The sequence below is a fragment of the Thermomonas aquatica genome (assembly GCF_006337105.1).
In the GTDB taxonomy this organism is placed as follows: Bacteria; Pseudomonadota; Gammaproteobacteria; order Xanthomonadales; family Xanthomonadaceae; genus Thermomonas; species Thermomonas aquatica.
This window is the reverse complement of record NZ_CP040871.1, coordinates 2531594-2547624: the sequence shown is the minus strand read 5'-3', so window position 1 is coordinate 2547624 and position 16031 is coordinate 2531594. Positions and strand designations below refer to the sequence as shown.

Annotated in this window: 18 protein-coding genes; 15 read left to right on the top strand and 3 right to left on the bottom strand. The window is 68.4% G+C overall.

What is annotated here, in order from left to right:
• The first annotated feature begins 40 nt into the window (after positions 1-40).
• The 4 genes from FHQ07_RS12030 to FHQ07_RS12015 all read left to right on the top strand — a co-directional run bounded on the left by FHQ07_RS12030 (position 41) and on the right by FHQ07_RS12015 (position 2330).
• The gene (locus FHQ07_RS12030; protein ID WP_139717034.1) at positions 41-589 is read left to right on the top strand and encodes a M23 family metallopeptidase; all 549 of its coding nucleotides are present in this window, start codon (positions 41-43) and stop codon (positions 587-589) included.
• A gap of 75 nt (positions 590-664) precedes the next feature.
• Positions 665-1222 (top strand): YceB family lipoprotein, encoded by a 558-nt coding sequence (locus FHQ07_RS12025; RefSeq protein WP_139717033.1) that lies wholly within the window; start codon positions 665-667, stop codon positions 1220-1222.
• A 2-nt stretch (positions 1223-1224) separates the two neighbouring features.
• On the top strand, positions 1225-1608 hold the full coding sequence (locus tag FHQ07_RS12020) for a hypothetical protein (RefSeq protein WP_139717032.1): 384 nt from the start codon (positions 1225-1227) through the stop codon (positions 1606-1608).
• Entirely contained in the window at positions 1605-2330 is a 726-nt protein-coding gene (locus FHQ07_RS12015) for a hypothetical protein (protein ID WP_139717031.1), read from the top strand. Before FHQ07_RS12020 ends, FHQ07_RS12015 begins: the two co-directional genes overlap by 4 nt.
• 3 nt (positions 2331-2333) lie before the next feature.
• Here the strand turns inward: FHQ07_RS12015 and FHQ07_RS12010 are convergent, their stop codons facing one another.
• Both FHQ07_RS12010 and FHQ07_RS12005 read right to left on the bottom strand, forming a co-directional pair.
• On the bottom strand, positions 2334-4592 hold the full coding sequence (locus FHQ07_RS12010; protein ID WP_240703486.1) for a DUF5916 domain-containing protein: 2259 nt from the start codon (positions 4590-4592) through the stop codon (positions 2334-2336).
• Between the two features lie 172 nt (positions 4593-4764).
• Positions 4765-5229, bottom strand: a complete 465-nt coding sequence (locus FHQ07_RS12005) for an SET domain-containing protein (RefSeq protein WP_139718060.1) — start codon at positions 5227-5229, stop codon at positions 4765-4767.
• Between the two features lie 134 nt (positions 5230-5363).
• Between FHQ07_RS12005 and FHQ07_RS12000 the strand changes: the two genes are divergently transcribed.
• Positions 5364-5909, top strand: a complete 546-nt coding sequence (locus tag FHQ07_RS12000; RefSeq protein WP_206202321.1) for a cytochrome C — start codon at positions 5364-5366, stop codon at positions 5907-5909.
• Between the two features lie 17 nt (positions 5910-5926).
• On the opposite strand, the gene FHQ07_RS11995 is transcribed toward FHQ07_RS12000, so the two are convergent.
• Entirely contained in the window at positions 5927-6181 is a 255-nt protein-coding gene (locus tag FHQ07_RS11995) for a hypothetical protein (protein WP_139717029.1), read from the bottom strand.
• A 170-nt stretch (positions 6182-6351) separates the two neighbouring features.
• On the opposite strand from FHQ07_RS11995, the gene FHQ07_RS11990 reads away from it, so the two are divergent.
• The 10 genes from FHQ07_RS11990 to FHQ07_RS11945 all read left to right on the top strand — a co-directional run bounded on the left by FHQ07_RS11990 (position 6352) and on the right by FHQ07_RS11945 (position 15895).
• Positions 6352-7257 carry an alpha/beta hydrolase gene (locus FHQ07_RS11990; RefSeq protein WP_139717028.1) on the top strand — a complete coding sequence of 302 codons (906 nt, stop codon included), beginning with the start codon at positions 6352-6354 and terminating at the stop codon, positions 7255-7257.
• 77 nt (positions 7258-7334) lie between these two features.
• Positions 7335-7784, top strand: a complete 450-nt coding sequence (locus tag FHQ07_RS11985; protein ID WP_139717027.1) for an SUF system Fe-S cluster assembly regulator — start codon at positions 7335-7337, stop codon at positions 7782-7784.
• Between the two features lie 10 nt (positions 7785-7794).
• Positions 7795-9237: a Fe-S cluster assembly protein SufB gene (gene sufB, locus FHQ07_RS11980; protein WP_139717026.1), complete on the top strand. Its 1443-nt coding sequence runs from the start codon at positions 7795-7797 to the stop codon at positions 9235-9237.
• A gap of 27 nt (positions 9238-9264) precedes the next feature.
• Positions 9265-10029 carry a Fe-S cluster assembly ATPase SufC gene (sufC, locus tag FHQ07_RS11975; RefSeq protein ID WP_139718056.1) on the top strand — a complete coding sequence of 255 codons (765 nt, stop codon included), beginning with the start codon at positions 9265-9267 and terminating at the stop codon, positions 10027-10029.
• A gap of 2 nt (positions 10030-10031) precedes the next feature.
• On the top strand, positions 10032-11291 hold the full coding sequence (gene sufD / locus FHQ07_RS11970) for a Fe-S cluster assembly protein SufD (protein WP_139717025.1): 1260 nt from the start codon (positions 10032-10034) through the stop codon (positions 11289-11291).
• Positions 11288-12523 (top strand): cysteine desulfurase, encoded by a 1236-nt coding sequence (locus FHQ07_RS11965; protein ID WP_139717024.1) that lies wholly within the window; start codon positions 11288-11290, stop codon positions 12521-12523. Before sufD ends, FHQ07_RS11965 begins: the two co-directional genes overlap by 4 nt.
• A gap of 17 nt (positions 12524-12540) precedes the next feature.
• Positions 12541-12798 (top strand): hypothetical protein, encoded by a 258-nt coding sequence (locus tag FHQ07_RS11960; protein ID WP_139717023.1) that lies wholly within the window; start codon positions 12541-12543, stop codon positions 12796-12798.
• Positions 12795-13328 (top strand): GNAT family N-acetyltransferase, encoded by a 534-nt coding sequence (locus FHQ07_RS11955; protein WP_139717022.1) that lies wholly within the window; start codon positions 12795-12797, stop codon positions 13326-13328. The genes FHQ07_RS11960 and FHQ07_RS11955 overlap by 4 nt, the downstream gene beginning before the upstream one ends.
• On the top strand, positions 13321-13644 hold the full coding sequence (locus FHQ07_RS11950; protein ID WP_139717021.1) for a Rieske (2Fe-2S) protein: 324 nt from the start codon (positions 13321-13323) through the stop codon (positions 13642-13644). The genes FHQ07_RS11955 and FHQ07_RS11950 overlap by 8 nt, the downstream gene beginning before the upstream one ends.
• Before the next feature lie 97 nt (positions 13645-13741).
• Positions 13742-15895 carry a TonB-dependent receptor gene (locus FHQ07_RS11945; RefSeq protein WP_139717020.1) on the top strand — a complete coding sequence of 718 codons (2154 nt, stop codon included), beginning with the start codon at positions 13742-13744 and terminating at the stop codon, positions 15893-15895.
• The last annotated feature ends 136 nt before the right edge of the window (positions 15896-16031 follow it).

The window sequence follows — 16031 nt, the reverse complement described above, 5'->3', positions numbered from 1 at the left end:
GCGCGGCATCGTGGACGCCAATCCACGATGCCGCAGGCCGATGAAGCAGCGCACGCCACGCAAGATCGCCGGCCGGCTGGCGCTCGCCGTCCTGCTGGCGGCGGTTGCCTGTTCGTGGAACGGCCCGCTGCTGCGGGCGTTGCCCGATGCGTACCGCTTGTGGCGGATGCCGCCGGCCGCGCGGGTGGCGGTACCGGTGCAAGGCATCCGCGCGCGCGACATCGCCGACACCTGGGGCGGTCCACGCAGCGGCGGGCGCCGGCACCAGGGCACCGACATCTTCGCCGCGCGCGGCACGCCGGTGACCAGCGCGACCCGCGGCATCGTGGTGCGGATCGGCGATTACGGCATCGGCGGCAGGCACGTCTGGGTGCTCGGGCCGGGCGGCGAGCGCCACTACTACGCGCACCTGGATGGCTGGGCATCGGGCCTGCATCGCTACCAGGTCGTGCGCGCCGGCGACGCACTCGGCACGGTCGGCGATACCGGCAATGCGCGCGGCACCCCGCCGCACCTGCATTACGGGATCTATGGCGCGTCCGGCGCGGTCAATCCGCACCCTCGCCTGCGCGACACCGCGGCCAGGTGACGCGCACGACGCGCGGCTAACCGCGGTTCACCGCAACGCGCTAAGGTGCGCGCAAGTTTTCATCGGAATGCCGCCATGCGCCGTCTTGCCGCGATCCTCGCCCTTGCCGCAGCCATGCTGCTGGTCGCCGCGTGTTCCACGCTGGACGGCGCCGCCGCGCTGCTCGGCCGCGACATCAGCTTCACCGCGCCGCAGCTGCAGGCGCAGCTGGACCGCAAGTTCCCGCGCGACTACAAGAAGCTCGGAGGGCTGGTCAGCTTCAGCCTGCTCAACCCGCGCCTGAGCCTGCCTGGCGGCGGCCGCCTGAAGCTGGATTTCGACCTCGGCATCGGCGCGATGGGAAATGCCTCGCGCAACCCGTCCGGGCATTTCGCCCTGGAAAGCGGCCTGCGCTTCGATCCCGGCACCCGCGGCCTGCACCTCGACAATCCCGAGATCGTTTCGGTCGACGTGCCCGCGCTCGGCGGGGTGATGAACGACTCCGCGCGCGCCGCGCTCAACAGCTGGCTGCTGGACTACGCGCGCGAAGAACCGGTATACCGCCTCGACGACAGCACCTTCGGCCGCATCGCCTCGCGTCGGATCGAGCGGGTGAACATCGACAGCGGCCTCATCACCCTGCAACTGGATTGACCATGCACGCATACCGCCTCGCGCTCCTGATGTCCTGCTGCTTGCTGGCGGCCTGCGGCGGCGACAAGGCCGGCACCGATGGCGCCCAGGGCGAGGACGGCTTGCCCAAGCCCGCCGCGGCCGGCGGCTCGGTCACCGGCATGCCGAACCCCGGCGTCGCCGAGGCGCGCCCCGCGGCAAGCGCGGCGCAGCAACCGGACATCGTCGAATTCCCGGAACCGGTCGATGCGGGCGATGTCGCGCCCGCCGATCCCGCCGAAGCGCCCGCACCCATCGGGAATCCGGTACCGGTACCGGAATCGACCATGCCCGTGGATCCGAATGCGCCGCCGGCACCGCCCGCCGAGGCCACCGAAGTCCGCGTGCAGGACGACAAGCAGAAGTGAACCGCGGCCTGCTGCTCGCCTGCATCGCGAGCGCGCTCGCCTGCGCGTGTTCGCCCGCGCCGCAGCCCGCGCCGGCCCCCAAGCCGCAGGCAACCCCGGCGCCAGTAGCGCCGCCACCTGTTCCGCCCAAGGCGGAAGTGGCGCCAAAGCCCGTCGCGCAACCCGAAACCTGGGAGCTGCCCGGCGGACTCGGCCCGCTCACCACCCGACGTGAACTCGACGCGCGTTTCGGCAAGGCCAATGTGCGCGAGGACACCTTCGCCGGCGCCGAAGGCATCGGCACCTATCCGGCACTGGTGATCTTCCCCGACGATCCGCGCAAGCGCCTGGAACTGGTGCTGGACGCCGACGATCCCGATGCCCCGATCCGCGAACTGCGGGTGCGCTCCACCGATTCGCTCTGGCACGACGCCTCGGGGTTGCGCGCGGGCATGAGCCTGGCGGAACTGGTCGCGCTCAACGGCGCGCCGGTCAGCTTCTACGGGCTGGGCTGGGACTACGGCGGCACCGTGCAGGACTGGCACGGCGGCAAGCTGGCCAATGCCGTCGGCGACCCATTGTTCCACCGGGTCACGCTGTCGGCGCGCAAGGACGCGGACGATGCCGCATTGCCCGCGGGCGACGCCACCTTCCGCAGCGACGACGCGAAGTGGCCGGCGATCGGCAAGGACCTGGTCGTCGACGAGCTCGGCATCAGCTGGCCGAGCGATGGCGACGAATGAGCCTCACAGCTCGAAGCGATAGGCCAGCTTCACCACCAGCTGTTCGTCGTCGCGCAGGCTGAAGGCATCGTTGAACTGGTCGAACGCGCCGACGGCATGCGGGTCGTAGCCGAAGCCGCCGCGCCCGTACACCACGTACAGGTTCGACAGCGGCGCGAGTTCGTAGCGATAGCGCACCTGGAAGCCCATGTTGCGGAAGCTGAAGGGCTGCACCGGATCGTTGCTGCGCATGCCGCGGCCATCCGCGCCCACCCGCCACGCGATCGGATCGTCGGCATCGAAGCCCAGCGCCTCCAGCTTCACCCGCAGTTCGTGCCGGGTGCCGATGTTCCAGTTCAGGCTGGCGTTGAGGTCGTAGCGGTTCATGTGGAAACCGCCGACCACGTTCTCGTAGCCCGGCCCCAGGTCTCCGCCCTGCCAGATCAACATTTCCTGGTCCGTCACGTGGCCCAGCCACAGCTCGATGTTGAGCGCGTCGCTGATGTAGTAGGTGCTGCTGAGCGAGGCGCTCCACGCATACGGCGTGTCCTGGCGCAGGCCGCTGGCCAGGCCCAGGCTCGCATCGACGCCGAATTGCCATTTCCCGCGCCGCGGGAAACCGCGATTGATGTAGGCGCTGCCGCCGTTGCGCACGTACATCGGGTTGTGGCCGCGGGTGATCTGGTCGTCGTAGGCGGGGCCGCGCAGCTGGAAATTCCAGTTGAGGTTGCCGCCGTCCTTGCGCTGGCTGTTGACGTTGAAACGGAACTGCTTCTGCAGCCACAAGCCGCCGTTGTTCTGCAGCCCCTCGATGCGGGTGCGGATGTTGTGCGATGAGAACGCGGAGCCTTCGGGCAGCTGGGTGATGCGCTTGCCCACTTCGAACTGGCCGTAGTTGAGGTCGTTGCGGCCCAGGTAGCCGGCATCGTTGACCTCGAAATCTTCGCCGTAGTGGATCAGCAGGCCGGTCAGGCTCCAGCCCTTGTCCAGGGTCTTCTGCGCCATCGAGGTGAAGGCGAAATCGCGGGTGTGCTGGCCTGCGACCTCGACATCGCTGCCGACCAGGGTCGAGGCGACGGTCAGGCTGGCATCCGGCTGCCAGCGATGGTCGAAGCCGATCACGTTGGCGCTGCGGTCGAGGAACGGGCGGTCGACATTGGTCAGCATCACGCCCAGGTTCTGGGTGCCGAACGCACGCTGCAGGCGCAGCGCGCTGAAGCGGCGGCCGGCATCGCCGCGCTCGTCGGCGACGAAGGCGCCGTACTGGGTGGCGCCGACGCTGCCGTTGAACTTGACCGCGCCCATGATGTCGCCGGGGCCGCTGCCGTCGTCCGCCATCGCGCCGACGCGGCGGGTGTACAGCAGCTGGCTGTTGTCGAACAGCAGGCCGAAGTCGAAGAAACCCTGGTTCTCGGTGAAGAACGGCCGCTTGTCGCCGAAGAAGGTCTCCTCCGCGCTGAAGTTCACCACCAGCGAATCGCTTTCCACCTGGCCGAAGTCGGGGTTGATGGTCGCGCTGAGCTGGAACTGGCTGTTCGGCTTCCAGAAGATGTCGGCGCCGGCATCGAACTTGTTGTCCTTCGCCACCAGGTCCTGCAGGCCGACCACGTACGGGGTGATCGCCAGCAGCGACTGCGAATACGCCGGGATCTCGATCTTCTCGAACTGGTTGAGGAATTGCGGCCGCTCGAAGCTCACCGCCGGCCAGGCCATGCGCTCGTTGATGCTGCCGACCACGCGGTCCAGGTACACCGCCACCGTGCGCTTGTCGCCGGCCGCCTTCTTCATCGGCGCGGTATGCCAGGGGATCAGCAGCTCGGCGGTCCATTCGCCCTCGCCATCGACCACCGCGTGCTGCCAGCTGCCGTCCCAGTCGCTGCTGAAGTTGCCGCCGCTGGTGATGGTGGAATCCTGGATGCCGTCGCTGGCGGTCAGGGTGAAGTCGTAGCCGCTGCGGCCGTCGCCATCGAAGTCCAGCATCACGTTGACCCGGTCGATCGCCACGTCCTGGTCGCGCGCGCTGCGCTGGCGCGGGGTTTCCACGCCGGCCAGCTTGGCATTGCGGAACGCCACCGCCAGGCCTTCCGGCGTGGCCAGGATCCAGGCTTCGGTCGGGTGCCGGGTCGCGGCCTGGGTGAACGGCTGCACCATCCTGAAATCGGTGACGTGGCGGGCGCCCTGCCATTCGGCAGGATCGATCACGCCGTCGATCTTCACCTGCGCGCCGGCTTCCTGCGCGAACGCGGGCGAGGACAACGCGGCCAGGACGGCAAGGGGCAGCAAGGATCTTTTCGGGGACAGGCGCATGGGCGTCGTCGAGTGGCAGCAACTGCTGCGATGACGCGCACGGTAACGATGGCGTTAACCGTTACCGACTGGCACAAGTCATGTAAACCTTCGGCAGGGATGCGGCATCCGGCCCGCCCCTGGTGTCCGGCGCGATGCCGGATCCGCGTTACCGCTTCGGCTTCAGCATCGTCCCGGTGCACTTTTTCGAGCCGCAGCGGCAGGCCCAGATCTTCTTCAACCGCGGGGTATGGCGCTCCGCCAGGGTGATGCCGTAGTCGTAGGTCAGTTCCTCGCCCGGCTTGATCGCGCGGATCGCCTCGATGAACACCCGCGAGCGCTTCGGGTCGGCTTCGTTTTCGTCGAGGATCGCCTCGCAGTTCGGATCGCAGCTGTGGTTGATCCAGCGCGCGTCGTTGCCCTCGAAGTTGGCGTCGATCACCCACTGGTCGTTGAGGGTGAACAGGAAGGTGTGGCCGGAATCGACGTCGCCGCTGTCGCCGGCGTCCACGTCCTCGTGGGTGCGCCGCTGCCCCTTGTATTCGATCAGGCGCTCGCCTTTCCTGATCTGGGCGGCGGCGAACATGCCGTTGCCGTGGATGGCGGAACGGCGGGTGACGATCTTCTTCGGCATCGGGCAAGCCAGCATGGGGAGCCGCCATTGTGGCGCAGGCGCGTACCGTGCGTCACCGCCATGGCCGCTGCCGGTGGGTGGCCGCGTTCCTGTACCCAGCGCGAACCCCGCCTGCGAATGAGGATGGACCGACCATGATGCGATCCGCCTGCCTGTCCCTGGCCATCCTCGGCCTTGCCGCATGCTCGGCACCCGATGCCATCGAAACCAGCGCGCAGGCGCCGGTGGCGGGGCCCTCCGATGCCGAACTGCTCGCCCGCGGCGACTACCTGGTGCGCATCGCCGGCTGCAACGATTGCCACACCCCGGCCTACGGCGAGCGCGGCGGCAACGTGCCGAAGCAGGAATGGCTGGTCGGTTCGCCGCTCGGCTTCAACGGCCCCTGGGGCACCACCTACGCGGCCAACCTGCGCATCAAGGCCGCGGAAATGGACGAAGCCGGCTGGCTGAAATACACCGGCGCACTGCACACCCGCCCGCTCATGCCGGACTTCGCCCTGCGCGCGATGTGCGAGGACGACCGCCGCGCGATCTACCGCTTCATCCGCTCGCTGGGCGCGGGCGGCGCCAAGGCGCCGGACTACCTGCCGCCGGGCAAGGCCCCGCCGCTGCCGTACATGCAGATGGTGTTGCCGCCGATGCCGCAGCCGGCGGCAGCGGCCGCTCCCGAGGCCGGCTGACGGCAAGCCCGCGCGCTTCAGCGCGAGTAGAACCAGAGCGCGCCGCCGCTCCACCAGAACGCCATGGCGATGCCGAACATCGCCCAGAACAGCTTCTTCAGGCCGCGCGCGAAACGCCACAGGGCGAACACCGCCAACGCGACCAGCAGCCAGCGCACGAGGCGCGAACGCTCGGCGCCCGGCCCCGCGGCGGTGGCGCGTTCGACCAGTTGCCCCAGGCTGGCCTGCAAGCTGTCGTTGAAGGCGGAATGCGGCTTGGTCTGCGTGTGCATGGCGTTCTCCACCGTCCGGATCGGACATGGCGCATTGTCCGCGGCGCAGCTTCCTGAACCATTGGCCATCGTCAGCCATCGGCGATGACAACCATCACGTCGGCGGCGTCAACCGCGGTGCGCATGCCCGCGTTGCCTGCGATACCACCGCAGACGACGACACGACCGACATGCGCAAGACGCCACTGCTCACCCTCCTGTTGTTGTCCCTTGCAGCCCTGGTCGCGATGCCCGGCGCCGGCGCGCAGCAACGCCTGCGCCAGCTGATCGAGCAGCGCCGCGAAGCCAAGGCATCCGCGGCGCTCCCCGCCGGCACCCGCGTCGAGCGCGACATCGCCTACGGCGCGGACCCCGCGCAGCGCTACGACGTCTACCTGCCGGCGCACGCGAAGCCCAATGCGCCGATCCTGTTCATGGTCCATGGCGGCGGCTGGCGGCGTGGCGACAAGGCCTATGCCAACGTGGTCGAACACAAGGCCGCACATTGGCTGAGCAAGGGCTATGTATTCGTCTCCGCCAACAACCGCCTGCTGCCGCAAGCCGATCCGCTGCAACAGGCGCGCGACGTGGCGGCGGCGGTCGCCTCGATGCAGAAGCGCGCACGGCAATGGCGGGCCGACCCGCAACGGCTGGTGCTGATGGGACACTCCGCCGGCGCGCACCTGGTGGCGCTGCTCGGCGCGTCGCCCGCGCTGCTGGCGCAGGCCGGCGCGACCCGTCCGCTGGGCGTGGTGGCATTGGACAGTGCAGCGATGGACGTGCCCGCGCTCATGGCCAAGCCCCGCCACCCGCGGCTCTACGACGATGCCTTCGGCAGCGATCCGGCGTTCTGGCGCGCCGCGTCGCCCTACCAGCAACTCGGCCGCGACGGCCTGCCGATGCTGATCGTCTGCTCCAGCCAGCGCCGCGATTCCTGCCCGCGGGGCGATGCGCTGAAGGCCAGGGCCGCCGGCCTGGGCGTGCCGATGCAGGTGCTGCCCGAGGATCTCAGCCATGGCGAGATCAACCAGCGACTCGGCGAGCCATCGGCCTACACAGGCGCCGTGTCGGACTGGATCGACCGCTTGCTGAACTAGGCGCCATGGCCCGCTTGGCCCGGCGCGGGTTAAATCGTACAATTCCGGTACGTTTTCACGGCCAGCCATCGTAAGCCATGCTCCGGGTCACCAAACTCACGGATTACGCCAGCGTGGTGCTGACCGTGCTGGCCAGCGATCCCGCCGCCGTGCTCAGCGCCAGCGAACTGGCCGAGCGCGCCGGGCTGGAAGCGCCCACCGTGGCCAAGGTGCTCAAGCCGCTGGCCCAGGCCGGGCTGGTGGACGGCTTCCGCGGCGCCAACGGCGGTTACCGGCTGGCGCGCGACGCCGCCGAGATCTCGCTGGTCGAGATCGTGGAAGCGATGGAAGGCCCGCTCGGCATGACCGAGTGCAGCCTGCACGCAGGCCAGTGCGGCATCGAGAGCTCCTGCGGCGTGCGCGCCAACTGGCGGCGGATCAACGACGTGGTCGCCGATGCCCTGCGCGGCGTGTCGCTGGCGCAGATGCTGGGCCCGGCGCCGCGCACCGCGCGCAAGGGCATTCCCGTGCAGCTGGCGAACGCATGAGGACGCAGCGATGAGCGAACAACAGAACGCGCAGATCCACGCCCAGCTCGGCCGCAAGTACGAAGCCGGCTTCATCACCGACATCGAAGCCGATTCGCTGCCGCCCGGTCTGTCCGAAGACATCATCCGCGCGCTGTCGGCGAAGAAGGACGAGCCGGAATGGATGACCGACTGGCGGCTGGCCGCCTACCGGCACTTCCTGACCATGCCGATGCCCGACTGGGCGAAGCTCAAGATTGGCCCGATCGACCTGCAGGCGCTGTCGTACTACTCCGCGCCGAAGGCCAAGTACAAGTCGCTGGACGAGGTGCCGCAGGAACTGCTGGACACCTACGACAAACTCGGCGTGCCGTTGCACGAACGGGCGAAGCTGGCCGGCGTGGCGGTCGACGCGGTGTTCGATTCGGTCAGCGTGGGCACCACCTACCGCAAGGAACTGGCCGACAAGGGCGTGATCTTCTGCTCGATGAGCGAAGCCATCCGCGAATACCCGGATCTCGTGCAGAAGTACCTCGGCAGCGTGGTGCCGACCGGCGACAACTATTTCGCCGCGCTGAACTCGGCGGTGTTCTCCGACGGCAGCTTCGTGTTCATCCCCAAGGGCGTGCGTTGCCCGATGGAACTGAGCACCTACTTCCGCATCAATGCCGGCCATACCGGCCAGTTCGAACGCACCCTGATCGTGTGCGAGGAATCGGCCTACGTGAGTTACCTCGAAGGCTGCACCGCACCGATGCGCGACGAGAACCAGCTGCACGCGGCGGTGGTGGAACTGGTCGCGCTGGACGATGCCGAGATCAAGTACTCGACCGTGCAGAACTGGTACCCGGGCGACGAGAACGGCATCGGCGGCATCTACAACTTCGTGACCAAGCGCGCCGAATGCCGCGGCGCGCGCAGCAAGGTCACCTGGACGCAGGTGGAAACCGGTTCGGCGATCACCTGGAAATACCCGAGCTGCGTGCTGCTCGGCGACGACAGCGTCGGCGAGTTCCATAGCGTGGCGCTGACCCACCACCGCCAGCAGGCCGACACCGGCACCAAGATGATCCACGTCGGCAAGCGCACCAAGTCGAAGATCGTGAGCAAGGGCATCAGCGCCGGCCGCGGCCAGAACAGCTACCGCGGGCTGGTGAAGGTGGCGGCGGGCGCGGACGGCGCGCGCAACCACACCCAATGCGATTCGCTGCTGATCGGCAAGCAGTGCGGCGCGCACACCTTCCCCTACATCGAAGTGAAGAATCCCAGCGCCACCGTCGAGCACGAAGCGACGACATCGAAGATCAGCGACGACCAGCTGTTCTATTGCCGTTCGCGCGGCATCGGCGAGGAAGACGCGGTATCGATGATCGTCGACGGCTTCTGCAAGTCGGTGTTCCGCGAACTGCCGATGGAGTTCGCGGTGGAAGCCAAGAAACTGCTGGATGTCTCGCTCGAAGGATCCGTCGGCTGACGGCCCCGCCTCATGGAAACCGCAACAATGCTGAAGATCGACAACCTCCATGCCCGCGTCGCCGGCAAGCAGATCCTCAAGGGACTCTCGCTCGACGTGAAGCCCGGCGAAGTGCACGCCATCATGGGTCCGAACGGCGCCGGCAAGTCCACGCTGGGCAATATCCTGGCCGGCCGCGAGGGCTACGAGGTCACCGAAGGCTCGGTCGAATTCGAAGGCAAGCCGCTGCTGGAATTGGAGCCTGAGGAACGCGCCGCCGCCGGCGTATTTCTTGCCTTTCAGTACCCGGTCGAAATCCCCGGCGTGAACAACACCTATTTCCTGCGCGCGGCGCTCAATGCGCAGCGCAAGGCGCGCGGCGAACCGGAACTGGATTCGATGCAGTTCCTGAAGAAGGTGCGCGAGAAGCTGGCCGTGCTGCACCTGAAGGACGAGCTGCTCCATCGCGGCGTCAACGAAGGCTTTTCCGGCGGCGAGAAGAAGCGCAACGAGATCTTCCAGCTCGCCCTGCTGGAACCGAAGCTGGCGATCCTCGACGAGACCGACAGCGGCCTCGACATCGACGCACTCAAGGCGGTCGCCGACGGCGTCAACGCGCTGCGCGACGCCGGCCGCAGCTTCCTGGTCATCACCCACTACCAGCGCCTGCTCGACTACATCCAGCCGGATTTCGTGCATGTGCTGGCCGATGGCCGCATCGTGCAGAGCGGCGGCCCGGCGCTGGCGCTGGAGCTGGAAGCGCACGGCTATGCCTGGCTGAAGGATCGGGTCGCGCCCGAAGCGGCGGCCTGAGCATGAGCGCCCTGCTCGATTCGCTGGCGGCCGGTTTCGAGGGCGATGCCGCACGCCGCGCCGCGCTGGACGAGGCGCTGCGCGACGGCTTGCCCGGCCCGCGCACGGAACGCTGGAAGTACACGCCGCTGCGCGCGCTGGAGCGCCGCAGCTTCGCCGCCGCCGAACCGGCATCGGTCGATGCCGGCCTGCTGGCGGCGATCCCGGCGCCGCGCATGGTGTTCGTCAACGGGCGCTTCGATGCCGCGCTGAGCGACCTGTCCGCGTTGCCGGACAGCGCGACCCTGCAGACCCTGCCGCAGGCATTGGCCGACCCCGATCCGCGCGCCGCCAACTTCATGCAGCGCCGCTACGGCCACGCCGACGAAGTGTTCGCGCGGCTCAACGCCGCGCTGGCCGGCGACGGCGCGGTGCTGCGGCTGGCGGAGAACGCGCGCCTGGCCGCGCCGCTGCACCTGGTGTTCGTCGGCGCGCCCGCCGCCAGCGACCAGGCCTGGCACCTGCGCCATTTCATCGAGCTGCGCCGCGGCGCCGAAGCGACCGTGGTCGAGCACCACCTCGCCGCCGGCGAGCACGCGCACCTCGGCAACGCGATCGTCCACGTGCACGTGGCCGCGGGTGCGCGCCTGCAGCACCTGCGCCTGCAGGACGAGTCCGCGCGCGCCACCGCATTCGCGCGCACCGACGCCGTGCTGGCGCGCGAGGCCGTCTACCAGCGCATCGACCTCGAACTCGGCGCCGGCTTGTCGCGCCACGAACTCAACGTGCGCCTGGAAGGCGAGCGCGCGATGCTGCAGGCCGACGGCGTGCTGCTGGCCGAAGGCCGCCGCCACGTCGACACCCGCCTCGGCATCGACCACATCGCCCGCGATAGCGCCTGTGCATTGAACTGGCGCGGCCTGGCCGGCCAGCGCGGCAAGGCGGTGTTCCACGGCGGCATCCTGATCCGCCAGGGCGCGGACGGCACCGCCGCGTCGCTGTCGAACAAGAACCTGTTGCTGTCGCGCGACGCCGAGATCGACACCCAGCCGGTGCTGGAAATCCACGCCGACGAAGTGCAGGCCGCGCACGGCGCCACCGTCGGCCAGCTCGATGCGACCGCATTGTTCTACCTGCGCTCGCGCGGGCTGCCGGAGGCCGATGCGCGCGCGCTGCTGACCGGCGCGTTCTGCCGCGAGATCGTCGCCGGCATCGACGACGACGCGACCCGCACGCTGTGCGACGCCGCGCTGGAACGCGCGCTGGCGAGGCTGGGCGCATGAACGCTCCTGCCACCAACGCCATCGACTGGAACGCGGTGCGCGCCGATTTCCCGCTACTGGCACGCGAGGTCAACGGCAAGCCGCTGGTCTACCTGGATTCGGCCAATACCAGCCAGAAGCCGGCGGCGGTCATCGAGACCGTCGACGATTTCTTCCGCCGCCACAACGCCAACGTCAGCCGCGCGGTGCACACGCTCGGCAGCGAGGCCACCGAGGCCTACGAAGGCGCGCGACGGACACTCGCCGCGTTCCTCGGCGTGCGCAGCGACGAGCTGGTGCTGTGCAGCGGCACCACCTTCGCGATCAACCTGGTCGCGTATTCCTGGGCATTGCCGCGCCTCAAGCCCGGCGATGCGATCCTGCTGTCGCGGATGGAGCACCACGCCAACATCGTGCCGTGGCAGCTGGTCGCGCAGCGCACCGGCGCGACGATCAAGGTCGCCGAACTCCACCAGGACGGCACCCTCGACCTGGATGCGCTGCATGCGGCGATGACGCCGGAGGTGAAACTCCTCGGCATCACCCACGTCAGCAACGTGCTGGGCACGATCAATCCGATCGCCGCGATCTGCCGCGAGGCGCGCAAGCGCGGCATCGTCACCGTGGTCGACGGCTCGCAGGCCGCGCCGCACATGCCACTAGACATCCCCTCGCTGGGCTGCGATTTCTACGCCATCACCGGCCACAAGATGTGCGGGCCGACCGGCACCGGCGCGCTGTGGGCGCGCCGCGAACACCTCGAGGCGATGCCGCCGTTCCTCGGCGGCGGCGAGATGATCAAGGAAGTGCGCTTCGACGGCACCGTGTTCAATGACCCGCCGCATCGCTTCGAGGCCGGCACCCCGAACATCGCCGGCCACATCGGCCTGGGCGCCGCGGTCGATTTCCTGTCGTCGCTGGGCATGCAGGACATCGCCGCGCGCGAACACGCGCTGCTGACGCATGCCACCGAGCAACTGCTGAAGATCGACGGCCTGCGCATCATCGGCACCGCACCGGAGAAAGCCGCGGTGATCAGCTTCCTGGTCGATGGCGCGCATGCGCACGACCTCGCCACCCTGCTCGACCTGGAGGGCGTGGCGGTGCGTTCCGGCCACCACTGCGCGCATCCGCTGATGCAGTTCTACGGCGTGCCGGCGACCTGCCGCGCCTCGTTCGCGTTCTACAACACGCACGACGAGGTCGATGCGTTCGTGGCGGCGTTGCGCAAGGTGCGGCGCCTGCTAGGCTAGCCCGCGAAGGGGGCGACATGAGCGACGAATCCGGCACGACCGAGTTGTTGCGCGAGATCCGCGACAACCAGCGCGAGGCGCTGGCGCTGCAGCGCGAACACATCGCGATGTACCAGCGCCAGCTCGAGCGCATCGAACGCATCAACGACCGCGCCGAAGCCCTGCAGGGCCGTGCCGGCGCGTCGGTGAAATTCATCCTGTGGGTCGCCATCCCGTTGTTGGTCTTGCTGCTGGCCCTGATGGCCTGGCCCTACCTGCGCTACATGCTTCCATGACCCAGCCCAGCTTCCGGGCCGCGACCGCGGCCGACATCGACCCCATCGTCGCCCTGGTCGAATCCGCCTACCGCGGCGATGTCAGCCGGCAGGGCTGGACCACCGAAGCCGATTTCCTCGGCGGCCGACGCACTGGCGCGGACGACGTGGTCGCCTGCCTGGAACGCGCGCGCAGCCGCATCGTGCTGGCCGAACGCGACGGCCAATTGCTCGCCTGCGCGCACGTGGCGGAGGAGGACGGCGCCGGTTACTTCGGCATGTTCTCGGTCAAGCCCGACCTGCAGGGCGGCGGCATCGGCAAGCACGTGCTGGCCGAATGCGAGCGGATCGCCCGCGACGAATGGCGGCTGCCGGCGATGCGGATGACCGTGATCGACATCCGCGACGAGCTGATCGCGTTCTACGAGCGCCGCGGCTACCGCCGCACCGGCATCACCAAGCCGTTCCCGTACGGCGACGCGCGCTTCGGCCTGCCCACCCGCGACGACCTGCGCTTCGAGATTCTGGAAAAGGACCTGCGCCATGGGTGACTGGGTGTTCGTCTGCGCGACCTCGCAACTGCTGCCCGGCGAGATGACCACCGCCTGGGACGGCGATACCGCGATCGCGGTGTTCAACCACGACGGCGCGTTCTACGCGCTCGAGGATCGTTGCTCGCACGAGGATTTCGAGCTGTCGGCGGGGGCGTTCGACCCGGCGACCGGCAGCATCGAATGCGTGCTGCATGGCGCCCGCTTCGACGTGCACGACGGCCGCGCCCTATGTGCGCCCGCCTACGAACCGGTGGCGAAATTCCCGGTCAGGGTCGACGACGCCGGCATCTGGACCCGCGACGACCGCGATTGATTCTCTTTCAGGAATTGATTGCGATTGCGAATAATTCTCATTAACATGGCAACCCGAAGCGGCCCCTAGCGCCGCATGTCATGCCGATGAGGATCTGATGCGCTCTACCCCCCATGCTCCATGCGCCCTGGCGCAATCGCCGCTGGCCATTGCATTGTTGATGGCGCTGTCCGTGCCCGCGTTTGCCGCCGATGGCAACGATGCGGCGAACGAGCAGGCCAAGACCCTGGACGGCGTCACCGTGATCGGCCAGCGCTACCTGCCCGACTACAGCGCGCGCAAGACCCGCAGCGCGACCAAGACCGACACCCCGCTGCTGGACGTGCCGCAAGCGGTCACCGTGGTCACCGACAAGCTGATCGCCGACCAGGCGATGACCGGCCTGACCGACACCCTGCGCTACATGCCCGGCGTCGGCATCGCCCAGGGCGAAGGCAACCGCGATACCCCGGTGCTGCGCGGCAACAGCACCACCGGCGATTTCTTCGTCGATGGCGTGCGCGACGACGTGCAGTACATCCGCGACACCTACAACGTGGAGCGCGTCGAGGCGTTGAAGGGCCCGAACGCGATGATCTTCGGCCGCGGCGGCACCGGCGGCGTGATCAACCGCGTCACCCGCCAGGCCGATGGCGGCAGCCACCGCAGCGGCGCCGTGCAGTTCGGCTCGGGCAATCGCAAGCGCGGCACCCTGGACTTCGGCGCAGGCATCGGCGATGGCGGCAACAATGCCGGCTTCCGCATCAACGCCCTCTATGAAGACTCCGAAAGTTTCCGCGACGGCTTCGCGCTGAAGCGTTACGGCATCAATCCGAGCTTCGGCACCGACCTTGGGGCCAATACCCGCCTGAACCTGTCGTACGAGCGTTTCCACGACGAGCGCGTGGCCGATCGCGGCGTGCCCTCGCTGGGCGGACGCCCGCTCGACGTCGATCCGTCCACGTTCTTCGGCAACGCGAAGCAGAGCCCGGTGGAAGCGACCGTGGATGCGTTCGCTGCGGTCATCGACCACGATTTCGGCAACGGCCTGAGCCTGCGCAACCACCTGCGCTATGCCGATTACGACAAGTCCTACCAGAACGTGTTCCCGGGCGCGGTCAACGCCAGCGCGCAGACGGTGGCGATTTCCGCCTACAACAACGCCACCCAGCGCAAGAACCTGTTCAACCAGACCGACCTGGTGTGGAAGACGACGGCAGGCGGCATGCCGCACACCGTGCTGGCCGGCGCCGAGTTCGGTCGCCAGGAAACCGACAACCTGCGCATGACCGGTTATTTCGGCGCAACCGGCAGCACCGCGACCAGCGTCAACGTGCCATTGGCGAATCCGACCAGCACCACGCCGGTCGAGTTCCGCCCCAGCGCCACCGATGCAAGCAACCACGGCGTGGCGAAGGTCGCGGCGCTCTACCTGCAGGACCAGATCGAACTGTCCCGGCAGTGGCAGGCGATCCTGGGCCTTCGCTACGACGATTTCCGCGTGGACCTGCACAACAACCGCACCGGTGCGGACTTCCGCAGCGACGATGGCCTGGTTTCGCCGCGCGCCGGGCTGGTGTTCAAGCCGGTCGACAACGTCTCGCTGTACGCCAGCTACAGCAAGGCCTACCAGCCGCGCGCCGGCGACCAGCTCGCCTCGCTGAGCGCCAGCAATGCCGCGCTGGATCCGGAAACCTTCCGCAACCGCGAGATCGGCGCGAAGTGGGACATCCGCCCGGAGCTGCAGGCCAGCATCGCCGTGTACAAGCTGGATCGCGGCAACGTGGCGGTCACCGATCCGGCGGATGCCACCCGCATGATCCTGGTCGACGGCCAGACCGCGAAGGGCGTGGAGCTCGGCATCGCCGGCCGCATCACCGATGCCTGGCAGCTGATGGGCGGCTATGCCTGGCAGACCGGCGAAATCACCACCACGCAATCGGCCACCGCGATCGCCGGCAACCGCCTGGCCCAGCTGCCGAAGAACACCGCCTCGCTGTGGAACCGCTACGATTTCAACCCGACCGTCGGCGTGGGCCTGGGCATCATCCATCGCGGCGCGATCTTCGCCAGCGTGGACAATGCCGTGGCCCTGCCTGCGTTCACCCGCTTCGACGCCGCCGTCTACTGGACCCTGAACCCGGCCCTGCAAGTGCAGCTCAACATCGAGAACCTGGGCGACAAGCGCTATTTCGCCAGCGCGAACAGCAACAACAACATCAGCCCGGGCGCGCCGCGCAGCGCGTGGGTTAGCATCAACTACCGCTACTGAGCCGCATCGACCGAAGCCGGCCGCATCGCGGCCGGCTTCGGCTTTCGCGTGACCAGCATCGAGTCGCTGTCGCGGCGCCGGGCCCACGCCTGACGCCATCGCCAGCCTTCGCTACACGACCCCTGCCCTGCCATTC